Origin of the sequence: Patulibacter sp. (assembly GCF_030655195.1) — a bacterium.
Taxonomy (GTDB): domain Bacteria; phylum Actinomycetota; class Thermoleophilia; order Solirubrobacterales; family Solirubrobacteraceae; genus Patulibacter.
Genome location: NZ_JAURWA010000144.1, coordinates 17339 through 35828, shown reverse-complemented (window position 1 = coordinate 35828; position 18490 = coordinate 17339). Strand labels below are relative to the sequence as shown.

12 protein-coding genes are annotated in these 18490 nt (G+C 74.3%); 9 read left to right on the top strand and 3 right to left on the bottom strand.

The features are described 5' to 3' along the window. The coding region (locus Q7T67_RS16375) for a hypothetical protein (RefSeq protein ID WP_370695413.1) at positions 1–4592 on the bottom strand (4592 nt) is incomplete at its 3' end. A gap of 174 nt (positions 4593–4766) precedes the next feature. On the opposite strand from Q7T67_RS16375, the gene argJ reads away from it, so the two are divergent. The 3 genes from argJ (at position 4767) to Q7T67_RS16360 (ending at position 8306) form a co-directional block, all read left to right on the top strand. Then, entirely contained in the window at positions 4767–6074 is a 1308-nt protein-coding gene (gene argJ, locus Q7T67_RS16370) for a bifunctional glutamate N-acetyltransferase/amino-acid acetyltransferase ArgJ (RefSeq protein WP_304792045.1), read from the top strand. 59 nt (positions 6075–6133) lie between these two features. Continuing rightward, positions 6134–7030, top strand: coding sequence for an acetylglutamate kinase (argB, locus tag Q7T67_RS16365; RefSeq protein WP_304792042.1), 897 nt, complete (start codon positions 6134–6136; stop codon positions 7028–7030). An 82-nt stretch (positions 7031–7112) separates the two neighbouring features. Continuing rightward, the gene (locus tag Q7T67_RS16360; protein ID WP_304792039.1) at positions 7113–8306 is read left to right on the top strand and encodes an aspartate aminotransferase family protein; all 1194 of its coding nucleotides are present in this window, start codon (positions 7113–7115) and stop codon (positions 8304–8306) included. Positions 8307–8424: 118 nt separating this feature from the next. Here Q7T67_RS16360 and Q7T67_RS16355 read toward each other — a convergent pair whose 3' ends face one another. Continuing rightward, positions 8425–9069, bottom strand: a complete 645-nt coding sequence (locus tag Q7T67_RS16355; protein ID WP_304792036.1) for a hypothetical protein — start codon at positions 9067–9069, stop codon at positions 8425–8427. A 163-nt stretch (positions 9070–9232) separates the two neighbouring features. Between Q7T67_RS16355 and Q7T67_RS16350 the strand changes: the two genes are divergently transcribed. Next, on the top strand, positions 9233–9856 hold the full coding sequence (locus tag Q7T67_RS16350; RefSeq protein WP_304792033.1) for a DUF4389 domain-containing protein: 624 nt from the start codon (positions 9233–9235) through the stop codon (positions 9854–9856). Here Q7T67_RS16350 and Q7T67_RS16345 read toward each other — a convergent pair. Beyond that, positions 9850–10836, bottom strand: coding sequence for an alpha/beta hydrolase family protein (locus tag Q7T67_RS16345; RefSeq protein WP_304792030.1), 987 nt, complete (start codon positions 10834–10836; stop codon positions 9850–9852). The genes Q7T67_RS16350 and Q7T67_RS16345 overlap by 7 nt on opposite strands. A gap of 100 nt (positions 10837–10936) precedes the next feature. On the opposite strand from Q7T67_RS16345, the gene Q7T67_RS16340 reads away from it, so the two are divergent. The 5 genes from Q7T67_RS16340 to dnaE all read left to right on the top strand — a co-directional run bounded on the left by Q7T67_RS16340 (position 10937) and on the right by dnaE (position 18420). Then, the gene (locus tag Q7T67_RS16340; RefSeq protein ID WP_304792027.1) at positions 10937–12280 is read left to right on the top strand and encodes a hemolysin family protein; all 1344 of its coding nucleotides are present in this window, start codon (positions 10937–10939) and stop codon (positions 12278–12280) included. A gap of 147 nt (positions 12281–12427) precedes the next feature. Then, positions 12428–13774: an argininosuccinate synthase gene (locus tag Q7T67_RS16335; protein WP_304792025.1), complete on the top strand. Its 1347-nt coding sequence runs from the start codon at positions 12428–12430 to the stop codon at positions 13772–13774. Positions 13775–13882: 108 nt separating this feature from the next. Then, complete coding sequence (locus Q7T67_RS16330; RefSeq protein WP_304792022.1) at positions 13883–14077, top strand: hypothetical protein; 195 nt, start codon at positions 13883–13885, stop codon at positions 14075–14077. Between the two features lie 80 nt (positions 14078–14157). Further along, positions 14158–14745, top strand: coding sequence for a hypothetical protein (locus Q7T67_RS16325; protein ID WP_304792019.1), 588 nt, complete (start codon positions 14158–14160; stop codon positions 14743–14745). 93 nt (positions 14746–14838) lie between these two features. Continuing rightward, positions 14839–18420, top strand: a complete 3582-nt coding sequence (gene dnaE / locus Q7T67_RS16320) for a DNA polymerase III subunit alpha (RefSeq protein ID WP_304792017.1) — start codon at positions 14839–14841, stop codon at positions 18418–18420. Positions 18421–18490: the final 70 nt, after the last annotated feature.

Genomic DNA, 18490 nt, shown 5'->3' with positions numbered 1-18490 from the left:
GCGCCCGCCCCGGCGCCGGCCCCCGGAGCCGACCCGGGGTCGCTCGCGGGAGGGGCGCTCGGCAGGACGAGGAAGGTGGAGGCGTCCGTCTCGTCGGGCGCGCCGTCCCGGCGCAGGGTCGCGTCCAGCTCGCGGACCCCTGGCGCCGCGCCCGGCGCGACGGCGACCGCGAACCGCAGCGCGCTGGGCCGGCGGTCCTGCGGGACGTCCAGCGACCAGGAGAGCCGTCGGCCCGTGACCGTCGGCGCGGGCCCGACGGGGTCCGTCGGCACGTACTCGACGTCGGATGGCAGGTCGACCACCGCCGTCGCCGGCCCGGCGACGTCGTCCGACCCCGCGCGGACCGCGAGCTGGACGGCGACGACGTCCCCGGGGCGGGCCTCCGGGACGAGCGGGTCGATCCCGAGCCGGGTCGAGCGCCCGGGCGCGGGGCGGGCGCCGACGCCGATGCCCGCCGTGGCCGTGGCGACGTCGTTCCCGACCTCTGCGTCGCCGCCCCCGGAGATCGTGGCGGAGAACGGGTCCAGGCCCAGGTCGGAGTCGGCGGGGAAGGCCTGGGTGGCCCGCACGTCCGGCGCCGCGGCCCCCGCGGCGATGGACGCGGCGTAGGTGCAGCGGCTCCCGTCGCACTCCCAGCCGTCGCCCGCGAGCGACGGGGACACGGATGCGTCGGCGACGACGGTCGTCGGCGCGGTCGTCGGCCGGGTCCCGGCGTTGCGGACGCGGAGGATCGAGACGGCGGTGGTGCCCGCACGGAGGGCCGCCGTACGGGTCGCCTCGACGGTGAGGTCCGTCCGGCCCTCCCCGACGCCGACGGTGGCGATCGCCGTGTCGTCGGCGGTCCGGACGTCCCCCACCACGGCCACCGTGGCCGCGACGCGGACCGAGCGGGCGGCGTCGGTGCGGTCACGGCGGAGGACGACGTCGACCGGAGGGAGACCCTCGCCCGGGCGGACCGCGGTCTCGGTGGTGCAGGTCAGCTCGGCCGTGCAGGTCCACCCGGCGCCCGTGGCCGTCGCGCGTCCGCCCGCGGCGACCAGGCGGAGGGACGTGCCGCCCGAGGCCGCGGTCGTGCCCGCGCCCCGGACGGTGGCGCGGACGGTGGTCTGCTCCCCGTCGGACACGGGCTCGCCGCCGGTGAGGTCGACCGTGGCATCCGGGCCGGCCGCGTCGGGAGCCGGGGGCCGCGGGGCCTCGGCGTGGGCGGCGTCGTCGGACGCGGTGCCGGCGGGGCTGCGCAGGAGGACGTCGGCCGTCTCGGGTGCGCCGAAGCCGAAGGTGCCGTCGGTCCCGGAGAGCGTGAGCGGTGGGGCCTGCTCGCCGGGGTCCAGTGCCCCGCGGTAGACACAGGACGCGTCGTCCTCCGGGCAGGCCCAGCCGGGGCCCGACGGCGTGAGCACGCCCGTCGGGCCCAGTCGCCCCGCGAAGCCGAGCTCGACCGGCGCGGTGGTGCGCCTCGGGCCGGTGTTGCGGACACGGGCCTCGAACCGCGCCGGGCCGCGGAACGCCAGCGGACCCGTCGCGGCGAGGGAGACCCCGAGGTTCGGGACGTCGGCGTTGCTCACCGGGGCGGAGGCGGAGGCTGCGCCGTTGTCACCCCCGGTGTCGTCGTCGGAGAGCGCGGAGACGGTCGCGCCGATCGTGGCCCGGTCCCCGGAGTCGAAGGCCCGTGGGACCGGCACCCGCACCGCGAGCGTCGGCAGCGTCCCGCCGGCTGCCACCGGACCGTCGTGCAGGCACGTCCTCCCGTCGGACTCGCACGTCCAGCCGTCCCTCGACGCGACGTCGGTGGTCCCGAACGGCGCGGTGTGGCTCACGTCGACCCGGACGGGCCCGCGGACGGCGGCCTCGCCGGTGTTGTGCACGTCGACGCGGAACGCTCCGCGATCCCCCGCGACCTGCGTGCCGGGGCCGTCGACCGTGGCGACGAGGTCCCCGGCGCTCCCGAGCGGGACGACGCGCGCCAAGGCCTCGTCGTCGCCTCCGGGACCGGGGACGGTCGTCCCGGTCCGGATCCGGACGGCCGCCGGCCCTCCGGCGCGACTCGTCAGGCGGAGCGTGGCCCGGACCACGCGGGTCGCGCCCTCCGGGATCCCGGCGTCCAGCCGGCATCGCAGTCCCGCGCAGCGCATTCCGGCACCGGCCACGTCGAGCACGACCACGCCGGGGGACGGGTCGAGACGGACGTCGACGGCCTCCGGGACGACCGTGCCGCCCCTCGCGGTCAGGCTCGCGGTGAACGTCGTGGTCGCTCCGGGGCGGGCGCCCGGCGCGAACGCCGACAGCTCCAGGTACGGCGCCGGGCGGGGCGGGGCGACCGGTACGCGGGTCGCCGCGCGGGCGTCGGAGGCGTCGAGGTCGCCGCCGCCGCTGAGCGCGACCTCGAGGTCCCCGCCCGCGCCGACCTGGATCCGCAGAGGCGGGCTGGTGGCTCCGGGGAGGATCGTCCCCGTGTACCGGCAGGCGAAGACGCACCGCCATCCGTCGCCGTCGATCCCGGTCCACCCGGTGCGCGCGAGCACGACGTCGCCCGCCGACGGGCGCGACCCGGTGTTGTGCACGACGATCTCGGCGGTGCCGGGGGTGGAGTCGCGGGCGGGGGAGACCCTCCGGAACGTCGGGGTGAGCTCGACCCCGTTGACGCCGACGGTGGTCGTCGCGCTGACGCGGTTGTTCGACGGGTCGACGTCGGCACCCACCGGAAGTCGCACCGACCCGGTGACGCGGACGACGCCGGGCAGGCCGAGCGGTCGCGCCGCCTCGCGGAGCGTCAGGTCGGGCAGGGCGCCGCGCGCGGGGACGGGGCCGTCGTGCACGCACCGGAGCCCGCGGATCGAACGGGTCGTGCAGGCCCACCCGGCGCCGTCGGCATCGGGCCCGGGGGCGAAGGCGTCGAGGGCCACCGTCACCGGGCCGGGCGCGGGGTCCGCACCGGAGTTCGAGACCCGCAGCGGGAAGGCCGCCTGCTCACCCCGGACGAGCGGGTGGAGCTCCGGCACGCTGAGGGCGACGTCCGTCAGCGGGGCACCGACCGACGTCGTCGCGGTGACGACGCGCGTCGGGGCGTCCGGGCCCGCGGTGGCGGCGACGCGGATCGCGTAGGACTGGCGGGGCGCAGCGGCGTCGACACCGAGCTCGAGCGCGATCGGCGGTGCGGCCTCGCCGGCCGCCGGGTCGGGCTCGCGGCGACACGTCAGCTCGGCGGTGCAGACCCACCCCCGGCCGGACGCGACCGCGGGGAGCGCCGAGGTGATGCGGACGACGAGGGGACCGTCGGCGGCCCCCGCGCCGGGGCCGGAGACGGAGACCGATGCGGTGGAGGTGGTTCCCCTCCGCCGCGGCAGGACGTCGGTGAGCGCGACGTCGACGGCGTCGCCCGCCGTCGGCAGGACGGAGCGCGACGCGCCGGCGACGTCGTTCGTCACGACCGCGTCGGCGGCGCCCGACACGGTGGCGACGACCGACGCCGTGGTCCCTCCCACCTCGTCCGCCGGAGCCTCCACGAGCAGCGGCGCGGCTCGGCCCCCGGCGGGAACGGGGACCGACGTGGTGCACATGGCGGTGCCGGACGGGCACGTCCATCCGTCGCCTGCCGCGGTCGCGGTCGCCGAGGCGTCGCCGGAGTTCCGCGTGAGGCGCACCGTCACGAGACCCGCGCTCGACGCGCTCCCGGCGTTGCCGACGCGGACCACGAACCCCGCGCGACCGGCGACGGGCGCTGCACCGGTGCCGGCGGTCGCGACCGTCAGGTCGACGTCGGACGGCGGGACCAGGGTGCCGAGGGCGCTCGCAACGTCGTTGTTGCGCGAGAGATCCCGGTCGTCGCCCCCGGACACCGCGGCCGCGAACGCGTTCGCGTCGTACGGCTGGGAGCCGGGAGCCACCGTCGCGCGCAACGGCGTCGCCTCGGCCCCGCCGAGCAGGGGCAGCGCGTAGACGCAGCGCCGGGTCACCGGGTCGCAGGACCACCCCACGCCCGACGCGGCGATGGATCCGTCGTCGACGGGGAACGTCACGGCGACCGGCTCGGCGGTGGCCGCCGCGCCCGCGTTGCGGACACGGACGTCGAACGGGCGAGCGGCGTCGGACCGCGCCGGCCCGGGGGAGGTCACGGAGAGGACGACGTCGGCCGGTGACGCGTCGACGACGGCCACGGTCGCCGCGGACTGCCCCACGGCTCCCGCCGGCGGACCGGAGGACGAGGCGACGAGCGCGAACACGGACGACGCGGGGGCGGTGGCCGGGGTCGCCGCGGTGTAGGTGAGGAGCGCCGCCGAGGCGCCGGCCGCGACGGGATCGTCGTTCTGGCACCGGAGCGCCTGGCCGTCCGGCGCGCAGGTCCATCCGCTGCCCGCCGCCCGGGGGTCGAGGTGCGCCGCCCCGTTCCCGGGCGCGAGGCGCACGACGAGCGGGACGGTCGTCGCGGCGTCGCCGGCGTTGCGGGCCGTCACGCGGAAGGTCGCCCGCATCCCGCGGCGTGCCGGGCCGTCGGCCGCGACGCCGGTCAGCATCGCCGGTGCCGGGTCCGCGGCGCGGGCCACGGTCGTCCCGGACCCGAGCACGGCCAGCAGGATCGCGGCGAGCACGGCCACGCGCAGGGAGATGGATGGGCCGGCGGGCGATGGGTGCACGGGGTTCCTGGAGCGGCGGGGGACCGGGGACAGCCCCATCCTCCCACCCCGGCCGCGCGTGTCCCGGTGGGGATGGGCAGGACGACCCCGCTCCCCCGGCGCCACGGACGGACGCCCCTCTACACTCGCCCCCGCATGAGCGTCCCCGCAACCTCCTCCAACCCTCCCGCCGGCACCCCGTTCTTCCGCTCGCGCTGGGTCGAGGTGCCCGACTCCGTGGTCGGGGTCGCCGACCGGGGGCTGCCGAAGGGGTTCCGGGCCGCCGGGGTCGCCGCCGGCATCAAGCCGTCGGGCGGGACGGACGTCGCGCTGCTGGTCTGCGACGCGCCCGACGCCGTGTCCGCCGCGCGGTTCACCCGCTCGGGCACCGCCGCGCCGCCCGTCCTGGTGACGAAGGACGAGTCGCGCCTGGATGCGCTGCGCGCGGTCGTGATCACCAGCGGCAACGCGAACGCCGGGACCGGCCGCGACGGGTTCACCACCGCGCGTCAGGTCCGCGCCGCGGCCGCCGAGGCCGCGGGCGTGGGGGAGGACGAGGTCGCCGTCTGCGCCACCGGGGTCATCGGGGTGCCGCTGCCCATGGACGTCGTGCCCCAGGGCGTGGCCGCCGCCGGCACCGCCCTGCGCGAGGACGGCGACGAGGACTTCCGCCGCGGCATCGAGACGACGGACCTGTTCCCGAAGACCGCGACCCTGACGGTCGCCCTGGACGGCGGCGAAGTCACGCTGCACGCCGTCTGCAAGGGCGCGGGCATGATCCAGCCGAGCTTCGCCACGATGCTCTGCTTCGTCACCACGGACGCGCGGCTCTCGGCGGAGACCGCCGACCTGTTGCTCGGCGTCTGCGTCAAGCGCTCCTTCGACCGGATCTCCGTCGACGGCCAGCTGTCCACCTCGGACACCGCGGTCCTGATCGCGTCGGGCGCCAGCGGCATCGCCGTCGAGCCCGGCACGCCGGACGAGCAGCGCTTCGGCCTGGCCCTCGACGCCCTGCTGCGCCAGCTCGCGCTCCTGATCACCGCCGACGGCGAGGGCGCCCGGAGGGTCGGCCGCGTCACCGTCCGCGGCTCCGACGGCCCGGCGTGCGAGCGCGTCGCCCGGCAGGTGGCCAACTCGCCGCTGGTGAAGACGGCGCTCTACGGCGGTGACCCCAACTGGGGCCGCATCGTCCAGGCCGTCGGCGCCGTCCTCCCGGGCCCGGCGCTGAACCCGGTCGGCGTGCGGATCGCGGGCGTCGAGGTCTGCCGCGACGGCCAGGAGGTCGTCTTCGACCGCCCGGCGCTCGAGGCGCTGGTCCGCGACGTCGAGGTCGAGTACGACATCACCCTCGGCGCGGCGGTCGGCGAGGACGGTGGGGTCCCGGACTTCGCGAACGAGACCGAGGTGTACTTCAGCGACCTCGGCCACGAGTACGTGACGCTGAACGCCGAGTACACGACCTGACCCCGACCGTCCGGGCGCCGCGCGGCCCGGAACCCCCGTGGGCCATTAGGGTTCCCCGGGTGACCGCCCCCGACGCCCCGACGCCCGACGCCTCCGCAGGGCTCGGCGTGCGCGACGTCGGCACCCTGCTGGAGGCCCTGCCCTACATCCGGCAGTTCCGCGAGCGCACCGTCGTCATCAAGTACGGCGGCGCGGCGATGACGGACCCGGAGCTGCGCGAGGACTTCGCCCGCGACATCGCCCTCCTGAAGTACGTCGGCGTCAACGTCGTCGTGGTGCACGGCGGCGGCCCGGCGATCACGGAGTTCATGGGTCGGCTGGGCCTGCCCGTCGAGTTCCGGGGCGGCCTGCGGGTCTCGGACGAGGCCACCGTCGAGGTCGCCAAGATGGTCCTCGTCGGGAAGGTCAACAAGGACATCGTCGTCCGCATCAACCGCCACGGCCAGCCCGCCGTCGGCCTGTCCGGCGACGACGGCAACCTCTTCAAGGTCGAGACCACCACGGGGCCGAACGGCGAGGACGTCGGCTTCGTCGGCCGCGTCACGCGCGTCGACACCGGCGTCATCGACCACGTCGCCGAGGACTTCGTCCCCGTCATCGCCTCCGTCGGCTCGGACGAGTCCGGGCAGGCGCACAACGTCAACGCCGACGAGGCCGCCGCCGCGGTCGCCCGCGCCCTGGGCGCCACGCGGCTGATCTTCCTCACCGACATCGCCGGCTGGCTCGGCGACGTCGACGATCCCGACACGCTCGTCGTCCAGGCCACCACCGACGAGGTCGAGGACGCGCTGCCCGGGATCGCCGGCGGCATGCGACCGAAGCTGCAGGCGTGCGTCGACGCGGTGCACTCGGGTGTCGGTGCCGCCTCGATCGTCGACGGCCGCAAGCCGCACTCCGTCCTGCTCGAGCTGTTCACCGACGAGGGCTGCGGCACCCAGATCAGGCCGGCGCGGTGAGCCCGCGGTCCCACGCCGCCACGAGCGGCGGGACCGGCGGCGTGCCCGCGCGCACCACCTCCCCCGACGAGAAGCGAGACGCATGAGCGCCCCCCTGACCCTCGCCGAGCTCGAGGAGATCGAGTCCCGGCACGTCCTGCAGAACTACGCGCGGCTGCCCGTCGCCGTCGCCTCGGGCGCCGACGTCTGGCTCCACACGGTCGACGGCCGACGCGTCCTGGACCTCCTCTGCGGCCTCGGCGTCACGTCGCTCGGCCACGCGCACCCGGCCGTCACGATGGCGATCCAGGAGCAGGCCGGCACCCTGCTGCACACGAGCAACCTCGTCCACCTCGAGGGCCCGACCCGCCTGGCGCAGCGGCTGTCGCTGAGCTCGCTCGGCGGCGGCGTGCTGTTCCAGAACTCGGGGGCGGAGGCCAACGAGGCGGCGATCAAGCTCGCGCGGCGTCACAAGCGCGGCGGCGAGATCGTCTCGCTGTTCAAGGGCTTCCACGGTCGCACCTACGGCGCGTTGTCCGCCACCCCGCAGGAGGCCAAGCAGGAGCCGTTCGCGCCGCTCGTCGGCGGCTTCCGGGCCGTCCCACCGACGCCCGAGGCCGTCCGCGGCGCCGTCGGCGAGGGCACCGCCGCGGTCCTGCTCGAGACGCTCCAGGGCGAGAGCGGTGTCCTCCCGATCCCCGACGACGTCCTGCTCGCCGCCCGCGAGGCCTGTGACGAGCACGGCGCCCTCCTGATCGTCGACGAGGTGCAGTCCGGCATGGGCCGCACCGGCACGATGTGGAGCTACCAGTCCACGGGCGTGACGCCCGACGCGATCACCGTCGCCAAGGCGCTGGCCAACGGCCTGCCGATCGGGGCCCTGGTCACCGCGCCCCACCTCTACGACGTGCTCCAGCCGGGTGACCACGGCTCGACGTTCGCCGGCAACCCGCTGGTCTGCGCCGCCGCGCTCGCCGTCTTCGACGTGATGGAGGCCCCCGGCTTCCTCGAGCGGGTCACCGAGGCCGGGGCACGCTTCCGCACGGGCCTCGAGGCGCTGCCGGACGTCGCGTCCGTCCGCGGCCGCGGACTGATGCTCGCGGTCGAGCTGACGCCCGAGGCCGTCGAGCGGCACGGGAGCGCCGCCGAGCTCGCCGGTCGTCTCGTCACGGAGCACGACGTCTGGGTCAACGGCCCGACGCCGAGCGCCCTGCGCCTGCTGCCCCCGCTGACGATCACCGACGAGCAGGTCGACGACGGCGTCGCACGGATCGCGGCGGGGTTCGCCGCGCGCTGAAAGAGAGAGAGAGAGGGCCGGGGCCCGTCCCGAGCGTCTCGGGTCCTGGTCTCGTCGGACTTCGGCGAGGCTCGGGCCACCCGGACGGGGGCCGGGCCCGACGCCGGCTCCGGGCTCGTCAGCCGGAGGTGATCGGTGGCAGGTGGCCGATGCGACGGGCCACCGTCGTCGCCGTGACGTCGACGATCCCGTCGAGCAGGTCGAGCACGGGCACGATGACGTCGGCTCCGAAGTCGACCCGGGCCAGGTGGACGGCCTCTCCTCGGCGGCGGATCGCGTCGTCGAGGACGTCCGCGCCGGGGTGCCCGTCCACCGACGGCCAGCGCGGCGAGATCGGCGGCATGCCCGCCACCTGCTCGGCGAGCCGGTCGACCCCTGCGGCACTCGGCGTGTTCCAGTGGCGGAACCGGTGCTCGAGCGATCGCCCGAGATGCCGGACCGCGGCACGGTGCCAGCCGCCGCCGAGGCGCTTCAGCACGTGGTCCCACGGCTCGCCGGGCTCGCCCGTGATCTCGACGAGCGTCTCGCGGATCGCCTTCGGCAGGTCCTGCGGCCCGCGGGCGGCGCCGACGACACCGACCGCCGCGGCCCGCAGCAGCTCCTCGCAGAACGCCTCCCACGCGCCGAGGGCGAAGACCAGCGACGACGCCGGGATCAGGCGTGCGCGGGCGTCGCCGGGGTCCGCGAGCGCGAGCAGGTCGCGCGGCCCGGCGACGAGCTCCGCGTAGCGCGCCCGGGCCTGCTGGATCGGGATCGGCTCCACGCCCGCGGACGCTAGCGGCCGGGGCGGCGCACGTCCCGGGCCGAGGACTCCGCGGACCCGGGGGCACACCCGGACCATCGGTTCTCACCACCGGCGTCCTCCCGCGCTGGTACAACCCCCGGCAGCCACGGCGAACGCCGTCCCCCCCTCCCGAGGAGTCCCCATGCCCGCACCAGGTGAGCTGTTGTTCATCGCCCCCAACGCCGAGCGGCACAGCCGTCTCACGGCGTTCTTCCGCTGGATCCTCGTGATCCCGCACGCCATCGTCTGGTTCTTCTACGGGATCGTCACCTACGTCGCGGTCATCATCGCCTGGTTCGCCCTGCTGTTCACGGGCCGCTACCCGGCGGGTCTCTACTCCTTCGTGCGGGGCTTCGTGCGGTTCCACACCCGCTTCTACTCGTACCTGTACCTCTTGAGCGACCGGTTCCCGCCGTTCTCCGGCAGCGACGAGACGACGTACCCGATCGAGCTCGAGATCGGCCCCGCGAAGGAGTCCTACAGCCGCCTCTGGGTCCTGCTGCGCTTCCTGCCGCTGATCCTGGTCGGCATCATCAACTACGCCCTGAGCATCGTCCTCAGCGTGGTCGCGTTCATCGCCTGGGTCGCGATCATCATCCTCGGCCGCAACCCCGACGGGCTGCACAACGCGATCGCGTTCTGCGTCTCGTACTCCGTGCGCTCGACGGCCTACAGCACCCTCCTGGTCGAGCGCTTCCCGTCGTTCGACACCTCCGGCGCCGGTCCGGCCGTGCCGCCGACCACCCCTGCCGCGGCGACCTACTGACCGAGGGTCCCGCCGCCGGTCAGGCGGCGGGAGGCCCTCCGGCCGGACCCGCGGGACCCGCGGCGGCTCACCGCCGCCCCGGGGTCCCGTGGGCCGCAGTCGGCCAGTGCGCCGGCGTAGAAGTCGAGGTAGCGCCCCATGTTGCGCTGCCAGTACCGCGGCTCGTGCCCGCCGGGCCCGGTCGAGAACGCCACGCGCTCCCCCCGCGAGCGCAGCAGCCGCGCGAACTCCCGGTCCGCGGGCAGGAACCGGTCGGCGGTGCCCACGTCGAGCCACAGCGGCACGCCGTAGCGCTGCGTCTCCTCGCGCCGCACCGGCCCGACGGGCTCGTTGCGGGCGAAGTCCTCCGCGTCGTCGTACGCCCCCGGGTCCGCCTTCGAGGCCGCCGACCACAGCGCCGCGGAGTGCCCGCCGACCGCGCAGAACCGGCCCGGGGCGTCGCGTGCCAGGGCGAACGCGCCCGCACCGCCCATCGAGATCCCGCCGATAGCCATGCGCGACCCGTCCAGTCCGTAGCGCCGGAGCACGGTCGGGATCGCCTCGTAGAGCACGTACCGCCCCCAGCTCCCGCTGTCGCGGTCGTGCCAGTACGACCCACCGTCGTCAGCGGGCAGGAGGACGACCGGGGCGCGGTCCCCGAGCCGGGCCAGTGCCGCTCGCAGGGGCGCCTGGGCGAGGCTCGCGGGGTCCTGCGCCCGGGCGTGCAGGAACACCAGGAGCGGTCGGCCCCGGAGGTCCCCGGGCGGGAGAACGACCGTCTGGACCAGCCGTCGACCGGCGGACGTGCTGCGCAGGTCGTACCGACGGACGGCGGTGCCGTCGGTCGCCCCGGTCGGGACGGTCACCGGCGGCAGGTCCGAGTCCGACCCGGAGCGGAGCACGAGCGCGAGGACGGTGGCGACCCCGAAGAGGGCGAGCAGGGCGAGCACCGCACGGCGCAGCGCCCGGCCTCGAGGAGTCGTGGGGCCGGGGGAGGCCATGCCCCGGAGTCTGCTGGGTCCGCCCGCAGGGCGCGGCCAGGACACCCCGGGGCCCGCGTGCACCGGGGGGCGGCCCGCGCGGCCGCTACCGTCATGGCTCATGCCGCTCGCCTCAGGAGGGACCGTCGCGATCGAGCTCGCGGGCACCCTCCTCCTCGTCCTGCTCAACGGGTTCTTCGTCGCCGGGGAGTTCGCGATCGCGCGGGTCCGCAGCAGCCAGATCGAGGACTGGGTCGCCGACGGTCGGCCAGGGGCCGGCTCGGTGCAGCACGCCGTCCAGCACATCGACTCGTACCTCGCGGCCTGCCAGCTGGGCATCACCATCGCCTCGCTGGGCCTCGGCGCGTTCGGGGAGTCCGCGCTGCACGAGCTGCTGGAACCCGTGCTGGGGGAGGGCGCGCGCATCGGCAGCATCGGCCTGGCCAGCATCCTGGCCTTCGCGTTGATCACCATGCTCCACGTCGTCGTCGGCGAGCTGGCGCCGAAGAGCGCGGCGATCGCCCGCACGGACCGCATCGTGCTGGCCGTGATCCCGCCGCTGCGGATCTTCTTCCTGCTGACGCGGCCGATCGTGCAGCTCTTCAACGGCATGGGCAACCTGCTGCTCAAGCCGTTCGGGATCCCGCCCGCGAGCGAGGCGGGCTCGTCCCCGTTCAGCCAGCGCGAGCTGCTGCAGATCGTGCGGGAGTCCGACGAGGGCGGCGAGATCAACCGCGTCGAGCGCCGGCTGACCGAGAACGTCTTCGAGTTCGACGACCGCCGCGTCCGGGAGGTCATGGTGCCGCGCCGCAAGGCGATCGTCGCCAGCGACGGGCTGACCGTCGCCGAGGCCGCGGAGGTCGCCGTCGAGACGGGCGTGACGCGCCTGCCGCTCTGCCCCGACGGCGCCGGCCTGGACGAGGTCGAGGGCGTGGTCCACGCCAAGGACCTGCTCGCGGCCCTGCTGCGCGACGACGGCTCCGTCCTGACCGACCTGGCCCGGCCCGTCGTCCGGGTCGGGGACGCCACGTTCGTCGGGGTCGCGCTCCGCGAGATGCGCCGCACCCGGCAGCACCTGGCGATCGCCGTGGACGAGCACGGCACCGCCGTCGGCCTGGTCACCCTCGAGGACGTGATCGAGGAGCTGGTCGGCGAGATCGAGGACGAGTTCGACCACGACGCGGCGCATCTCGTGGTGGTCGACGGCGAGGACCTGGTCGTCGACGGCGAGGCCGGCATGCACGACCTGCTCGTCCGTCTCGAGGCCGCCGGGCGCGAGCCGACCGGCGCGCAGGACTTCCACGAGGCGACGGTCGGCGGGCATCTGCTGGAGACCCTGGGGCGGCTGCCCGACGTCGGCGACGAGCACCGGCTCTTCGGCAGCGCGGTCCGCATCGAGGACGTCGGCGACGGCCGGATCCGCCGGCTGCGGGTGCTCGGGTGCCTCGCGGAGGACGACGACTGAGGAGCGGCCGGGGGCGCGGGTGCGGCGGGCCGGACGCCTTCCGCGGAGCCGGGGCGGGCACGGCCGGCGTCCTCCGGCGGGCGCGTCACGGGGCCCGACGGAGGCGCAGTCCGGAGGCCGTCGTCCGCCGGTACCCTCCCACCTCGTATGAGCGACCAGCCTGCCACGCCCGACTCCTCCGCAGAGCGCACGGAAGTGCGACGGGTGGCGGACCCGGGCCGCACGCGCGTGGCCTCCTACCTCGCCGACAAGGACGAGGTCCGCAAGGTCCTCCTCCTGTACTCGGGCGGTCTCGACACGAGCGTCATGCTCAAGTGGATCCAGGACGAGTACCAGGCCCAGGTCGTCGCGCTGACGATCGAGCTCGGCCAGCCCGGCGAGGACTACGACGAGGTCACCGGCAAGGCCCGCACGCTCGGCGCGGTCGAGGCGATCGTCCACGACGCCCGCCAGGAGTTCGCGGACGAGTACCTGATCCCGGCGATCAAGGCCAACGTGAACTACGGCGACGGCTACCCGGCGTTCACGTCGCTCGGTCGTCCGCTGATCGCCAAGCTCGCCTGCGAGTACGCCCGGGAGCACGGCTGCGACACGATCGCCCACGGCTGCACCGGCAAGGGCAACGACCAGGTCCGCATCGAGGCGACGATCGCCACGCTCGCGCCCGAGCTCAAGGTCATCGCGCCCGTCCGCTCCTGGGCCATGGGTCGCGACGAGGAGCTCGCCTACGCCCGCGAGCACAACATCCCGGTCAAGAACGCGCCGGCCGGCCAGCCCGCGCCGTACTCCATCGACGACAACCTCTGGGGCCGCTCGTCCGAGGGCCGCTGGATCGAGGACCTCGGGCACGCGCCGGAGGACGACGTCTTCCAGCTCGTCACGCGCCCGGAGGACGCGCCGGACCAGTCCGAGACCGTCAACATCACCTTCGAGGCCGGCGTCCCGGTCGCGCTGGACGGGGAGCGGCTCGAGATCGTGCCGCTGCTCGAGCGCGTCGCGGAGCTGGGATGCAAGCACGGCGTCGGCATCCTCGACCACATCGAGGACCGCATCGTCGGCCTGAAGGTCCGCGACATCTACGAGATCCCGGCCGCCGCGATCATCCTGCCGGCGCACAAGGAGCTCGAGCGGCTCGTCGGCACGATCCACCAGAACCAGTTCAAGCCGGGCCTGGACCAGAAGTGGGCCTACCTCGTGTACGCCGGCCTCTGGTGGGAGCCGCTGCGCACCGACATCCAGGCCTACATCGAGCACGTCAACCTGCGGGTGACGGGCACGATCGGCATGAAGCTCTACAAGGGCTCCGCCCGCGTCGTCACCCGCGAGTCGCCCAACGCGGTCTACGACGCCACGCTCGCGTCGTTCTCCCACTCCGGCGGCCTGTTCGCGCAGGACGCCTCCCCGGGCTTCATCGAGCTGTGGTCGCTGCAGTCCCGTCTGGCGTGGCAGCTGGCCAACGGCAAGATCGACACCGGGACCGGCACCGAGTCCTGAGGGAACGGACCGGGCCCCGCCCCGAGCGTCCCGGGTCGGGGACGCGTCGGACGTCGTCGGGGCTCGGCGCACCCGGAGGACGTTCCGTCGTCGGCTAGTGTGCGGTCGATGCGCCGCTCCGAACGAGGCTTCTACACGCTGCTGGGATGGGCCACCTGGAAGGCGGCCAAGTGGTACGTCGCCCGGCGGCTCGGCCTGCGGTCCAAGGCGAAGAAGGGCGCGATCGTCCTGGCGATCGCCGCCGCCGGCGGCGGGGCCTACGCCGCCACGCGCAGCCGCGGCGGCTCGCCCTCGGGCACCTGAGCCCCGGCGTGCCGCGCTCGGGCACCCCGTGGGGCGGCGCGCCCGGCCGCCTGGTGACGGGCGGCGGTCCCGTCGGCGTCGTGAACGGTCCCGCCGAGGTCGGACCGGGCACGTCGAAGCCGCCGGTGTCCACCGCGACGGTCGTCGCCCGCGGCGGCGAGCCGGTCGTCGGCCCACTGGCCCGCGCCGCCGAGCTGGAGCTCCGGGTCCGTGAGGAGGTGCTCCGTCGCGAGCGCGCCGAAGCACGGGCCGAACGGGCGGAGGGCCTGGCCGACGTCGCCCGCGCGCAGATCGAGCTGGCGGAGGCCCGCGCCGCCGCGGCGACCGACGCGCTGCTCGCGGAGGCGCGTGAGCGCGAGGTGCTGGCGGAGGCCGTCCGGACGGGCCTCTCGGACCTCGCCGACGAGTTGCGTGCCCTCCGCGCCCTGGCCGTCGCGGCGGACGAACGGCCCGTGGTCGGCGCCCTGGCGGATCGGGAGCCGGTCCCGCCCGGGTCCCGCCCGCGCTCGGCCCTGGATCCGTCGGTGCGCATGGGCGAGCTGGCCCGCGGAGCCCGCGAGCTGCTCGCCGGCGGTCGCATCGAGGCCGCCGACGAGGTCATCCGCGGGCTCGAAGACGCGGCCGCCCGCCTGCGCGCGCAGGCCCCCTCGCCGGACGACCAGCGGTAGCCGCGCGGCCGCGAACCGGTCGCTTGCAGGGGGTCCTCGGCGGGGCCCTCCGGAGGGCTCTCGACGTCCGGTCCGCCGCCTATCGTGCAGCGCGTGAGTTCCGGTTCCTGCGTCCACCTGCACGTCCACTCCGAGTACTCCCTGCTCGACGGCCAGCCGAACATCGGCAAGCTCGTCAAGCGGGCGGCCGAGCTCGACCAGCCCGCGATCGGCCTCACCGACCACGGCGTGATGAACGGCGTGGTGGAGCTGTACAAGGCGGCGAAGAAGGAGGGCGTCAAGCCGATCATCGGGTGCGAGCTCTACCTCGTCGACGACCACGCGTCGAAGGACAAGGTCAAGCCGAACCACCTCACGGTGATCGCGCAGTCCACCGAGGGCTACAAGAACCTCATGCGGCTGTCGTCGCTGGGCTTCACCGAGGGCATCCGCCGCGGCAAGCCGTGCGTCGACCTCGAGCAGATGAGCCAGAACGGGTCCGGCCTGATCGTGCTGACCGGCTGCCTGGCGTCGCGGATGTGCACGACGCTGGCCGATGACGACGTGGCCGGCGCCCGGGCCCACGTGGACCAGCTGTTCAACGTGGTGGGCCGGGACAACGTCTACTTCGAGGTGCAGAAGAACGGCATCGACCTGCAGGACAAGTGCAACGAGGGCATCGTGCGGATCGCGCGCGAGACGGGCCGTCCGCTCGTCGGCACGACCGACGTCCACTACCTGCACAAGCACGACTACGACACGCACGAGGCGCTCCTCTGCGTGCAGACGCAGTCGACGCTGGCCAATCCGAAGATGTCGTTCTCGACGAACGAGTTCTACGTCAAGAGCACCGAGGAGATGGCCTCGCAGTTCCAGGAGTGGCCCGACGCGATCCCGACCACGCTCGAGATCGCCGAGCGCTGCGACGTCCACATCCCGCTGGGCGAGGGCTCGCTGCTGCCGCGCTTCCTGCCCGAGGGGGAGGACGAGCAGGCGTACCTGCAGGAGCTGGTCCTCGACGGCCTGCGCGTCCGCTACGGCGATCCGATCCCGGCGGCCGCCCGCGAGCGCGCCGACATGGAGCTCGCGGTCATCAACAAGATGGGCTACGACGCCTACTTCCTGATCGTCCACGATTTCGTCAAGTGGTCGAAGGACCACGACATCTCCGTCGGGCCGGGCCGTGGCTCCGCCGCCGGGTCGATCATCTCCTACGCGCTGGGGATCACCGACCTCGACCCGCTGAAGTACGACCTGCTGTTCGAGCGCTTCCTCAACCCGGACCGCGTGTCGATGCCTGATATCGACATCGACTTCTCCGTCCGCGGGCGCGAGGAGGTCATGAAGTACGTGACCGACAAGTACGGCCGCGAGTGCGTCGCGCAGATCGTCACGTTCGGCCGGATGCTGCCGCGCAACGCGACGAAGGACTCTGCGCGCGTCCAGGGCTTCGACTACGCCACGGGCGACCGCCTGGCCAAGCTCATCCCCGACCCGATCATGGGCAAGACGCCGCCGTTGGAGAAGTGCCTGGCCGAGGGCACGGAGCTGCGCGCCGCCTACGACTCCGACCCCGTCGCCAAGCAGGTGCTCGACGTCGCCATCGGCCTCGAGGGCACCGTCCGCAACGCCGGCATCCACGCCGCCGCCGTCGTCATCTCCGACCGCGACCTGTCGTCATTCGTGCCGATCCAGATCACGGACTCCAAGACCGTCGACGAGCACGGCGAGAAGATCTACAAGCGGGTCACGCAGTTCCCAATGGGGCCGATCGAGGAGCTCGGCCTGCTGAAGATGGACTTCCTCGGCCTGCGCAACCTCGACGTCATCCAGGACGCCCTGAAGATCATCGAGGGGTCCTCGGGCGAGCGCATCGACATCGCCGAGATCCCGCTGGACGACCGCCCGACCTACGAGATGCTGGCGCGCGGCGACTCGGTCGGCGTCTTCCAGTTCGAGTCCGAGGGCATGCGCAAGGCCATGCGCCAGGTCAACCCGACGGAGTTCGACGACCTGATCGCCCTCGTGGCGCTCTACCGCCCGGGCGCCATGGACCAGATCCCGACGTACGCGGCGGGCAAGCACGACCCGAACACGATCTCGATCCCCGACCCGCGGCTGGCGCCGATCATCGGCCCGACCAAGGGCGTCATCCTCTACCAGGAGCAGTCGATGCGGATCGCCCGCGACCTGGCGGGGTTCACGCCGGGTCAGGCGGACGACCTCCGCAAGGCGATCGGCAAGAAGAAGCTCGACAAGATGGCCGAGCTCGAGCCGGCCTTCCGCGAGGGCTGCCTGCAGTCGGGCACGCACGCCGGCGTCGTCGACTGGCTCTGGCAGACCAACCTCAACGCCGCGAACTACTCGTTCAACAAGTCGCACGCGGCGTGCTACGGCCTCGTCTCCTACCGGACGGCGTGGCTCAAGGCCAACTACCCGGCCGAGTACATGGCGGCGCTGCTCTCCTCCGTGATGTCGACGAAGGACAAGGTCCCGTTCTTCCTCAACACCTGCGACGAGATGCGGATCCCGGTGCTGCCGCCGGACGTCAACGAGTCCGACCACGAGTTCACCGTCCACGACGGTGCGATCCGCTTCGGCCTCGACGCCGTCAAGGGCGTCGGGCATTCGGCGGTCGAGGCGATCAAGGCGGCCCGCGAGGACGGCTCGTTCACGTCGCTCTGGGACTTCTGCGAACGCGTGGACCACCGGTCGGTCAACGGCAAGGCGCTGGACTCGCTGATCCGCTGTGGCGCCTTCGCGTCGACCGGCGACGCCCGCAAGGGCATGCTGGCGATCGTCGACGACGCCCAGCAGGTCGGCAAGAAGGTCCAGCAGGACGCCGCGGCCGGCCAGGGCTCGATCTTCGACTTCGGCGACGACACCGCCGACACGTCGAGCACGAAGGTCTCCACCCACCCGCCGGTGCCGACGGTCGAGTTCGACCAGCGCGAGCTCCTGGCGATGGAGAAGGAGACGATCGGCCTGTTCCTCTCCGCCCATCCGCTCAAGGACGTGCGCGACGCGCTGGCGAAGAAGACCGAGTGCGGTCTGGCCGACCTGCGCACCAAGCCGCACGACTCGTGGATCCAGGTCGGCGGCATCGTGGCGGACATCCGCCGCATCAACACCCGCAAGGGCGACGTCATGCTCCGCGGCGTGCTCGAGGACACCGACGGGTCGATCGACATCGTCGTCTTCCCGAAGGGGACGCCCGAGCTCGAGCCGATCCTGCAGCCCGACGCCGTGGTGCTGGTCCGCGGCCGCGTGGACCTCAAGGACGACGAGCGCGCGACCGTCCTGGTCAACTCGGCCAAGGTCTTCGAGCCGACGGAGAAGGAGATGGCGGCCGCCACGGGGGCCGCGGACGAGCGCCGCGCCGAGCGCGTCGCCGCAGCCGCCCCGACCGAGCTGTTCGTGCGCGTCGACGGGTCGGCGGTCCGCGACTCCGCGCTGTCGCGCCTGAAGCACCTGCTGCAGGACCACCGCGGCGACGCGGCCGTCGTGCTGACGATCAACACCACGTCGGGTCCGCGGACGCTGCGCCTGGGGCAGGAGTTCCGGGTGGCCCCGAGCCCGACGCTGGGCATGGAGCTCGAGCGGCTCTTCGGCGCCGGGGCCCTCACCGCCGGCGCGCCGCCGGCGGCCGAGCCCGCGGTGGTCGCCGACCCGGTGCCGGTCGCCGCCGCGGCCTGAGGGCCGGGGCTCGGACATCCGTTGAGTCTCGGCGCCCGGTGGGGTACCGCGTGCTGGAGCGGCCGACGAC

Coding starts and splice junctions, on each gene's coding strand:
- argJ (WP_304792045.1), top strand. CDS start 4,767: ATGAGCGTCCCCGCAACCTCCTCCAACCCTCCCGCCGGCACCCCGTTC.
- Q7T67_RS16360 (WP_304792039.1), top strand. CDS start 7,113: ATGAGCGCCCCCCTGACCCTCGCCGAGCTCGAGGAGATCGAGTCCCGG.
- Q7T67_RS16350 (WP_304792033.1), top strand. CDS start 9,233: ATGCCCGCACCAGGTGAGCTGTTGTTCATCGCCCCCAACGCCGAGCGG.
- Q7T67_RS16345 (WP_304792030.1), bottom strand. CDS start 10,836: ATGGCCTCCCCCGGCCCCACGACTCCTCGAGGCCGGGCGCTGCGCCGT.
- Q7T67_RS16340 (WP_304792027.1), top strand. CDS start 10,937: ATGCCGCTCGCCTCAGGAGGGACCGTCGCGATCGAGCTCGCGGGCACC.
- Q7T67_RS16335 (WP_304792025.1), top strand. CDS start 12,428: ATGAGCGACCAGCCTGCCACGCCCGACTCCTCCGCAGAGCGCACGGAA.
- Q7T67_RS16330 (WP_304792022.1), top strand. CDS start 13,883: ATGCGCCGCTCCGAACGAGGCTTCTACACGCTGCTGGGATGGGCCACC.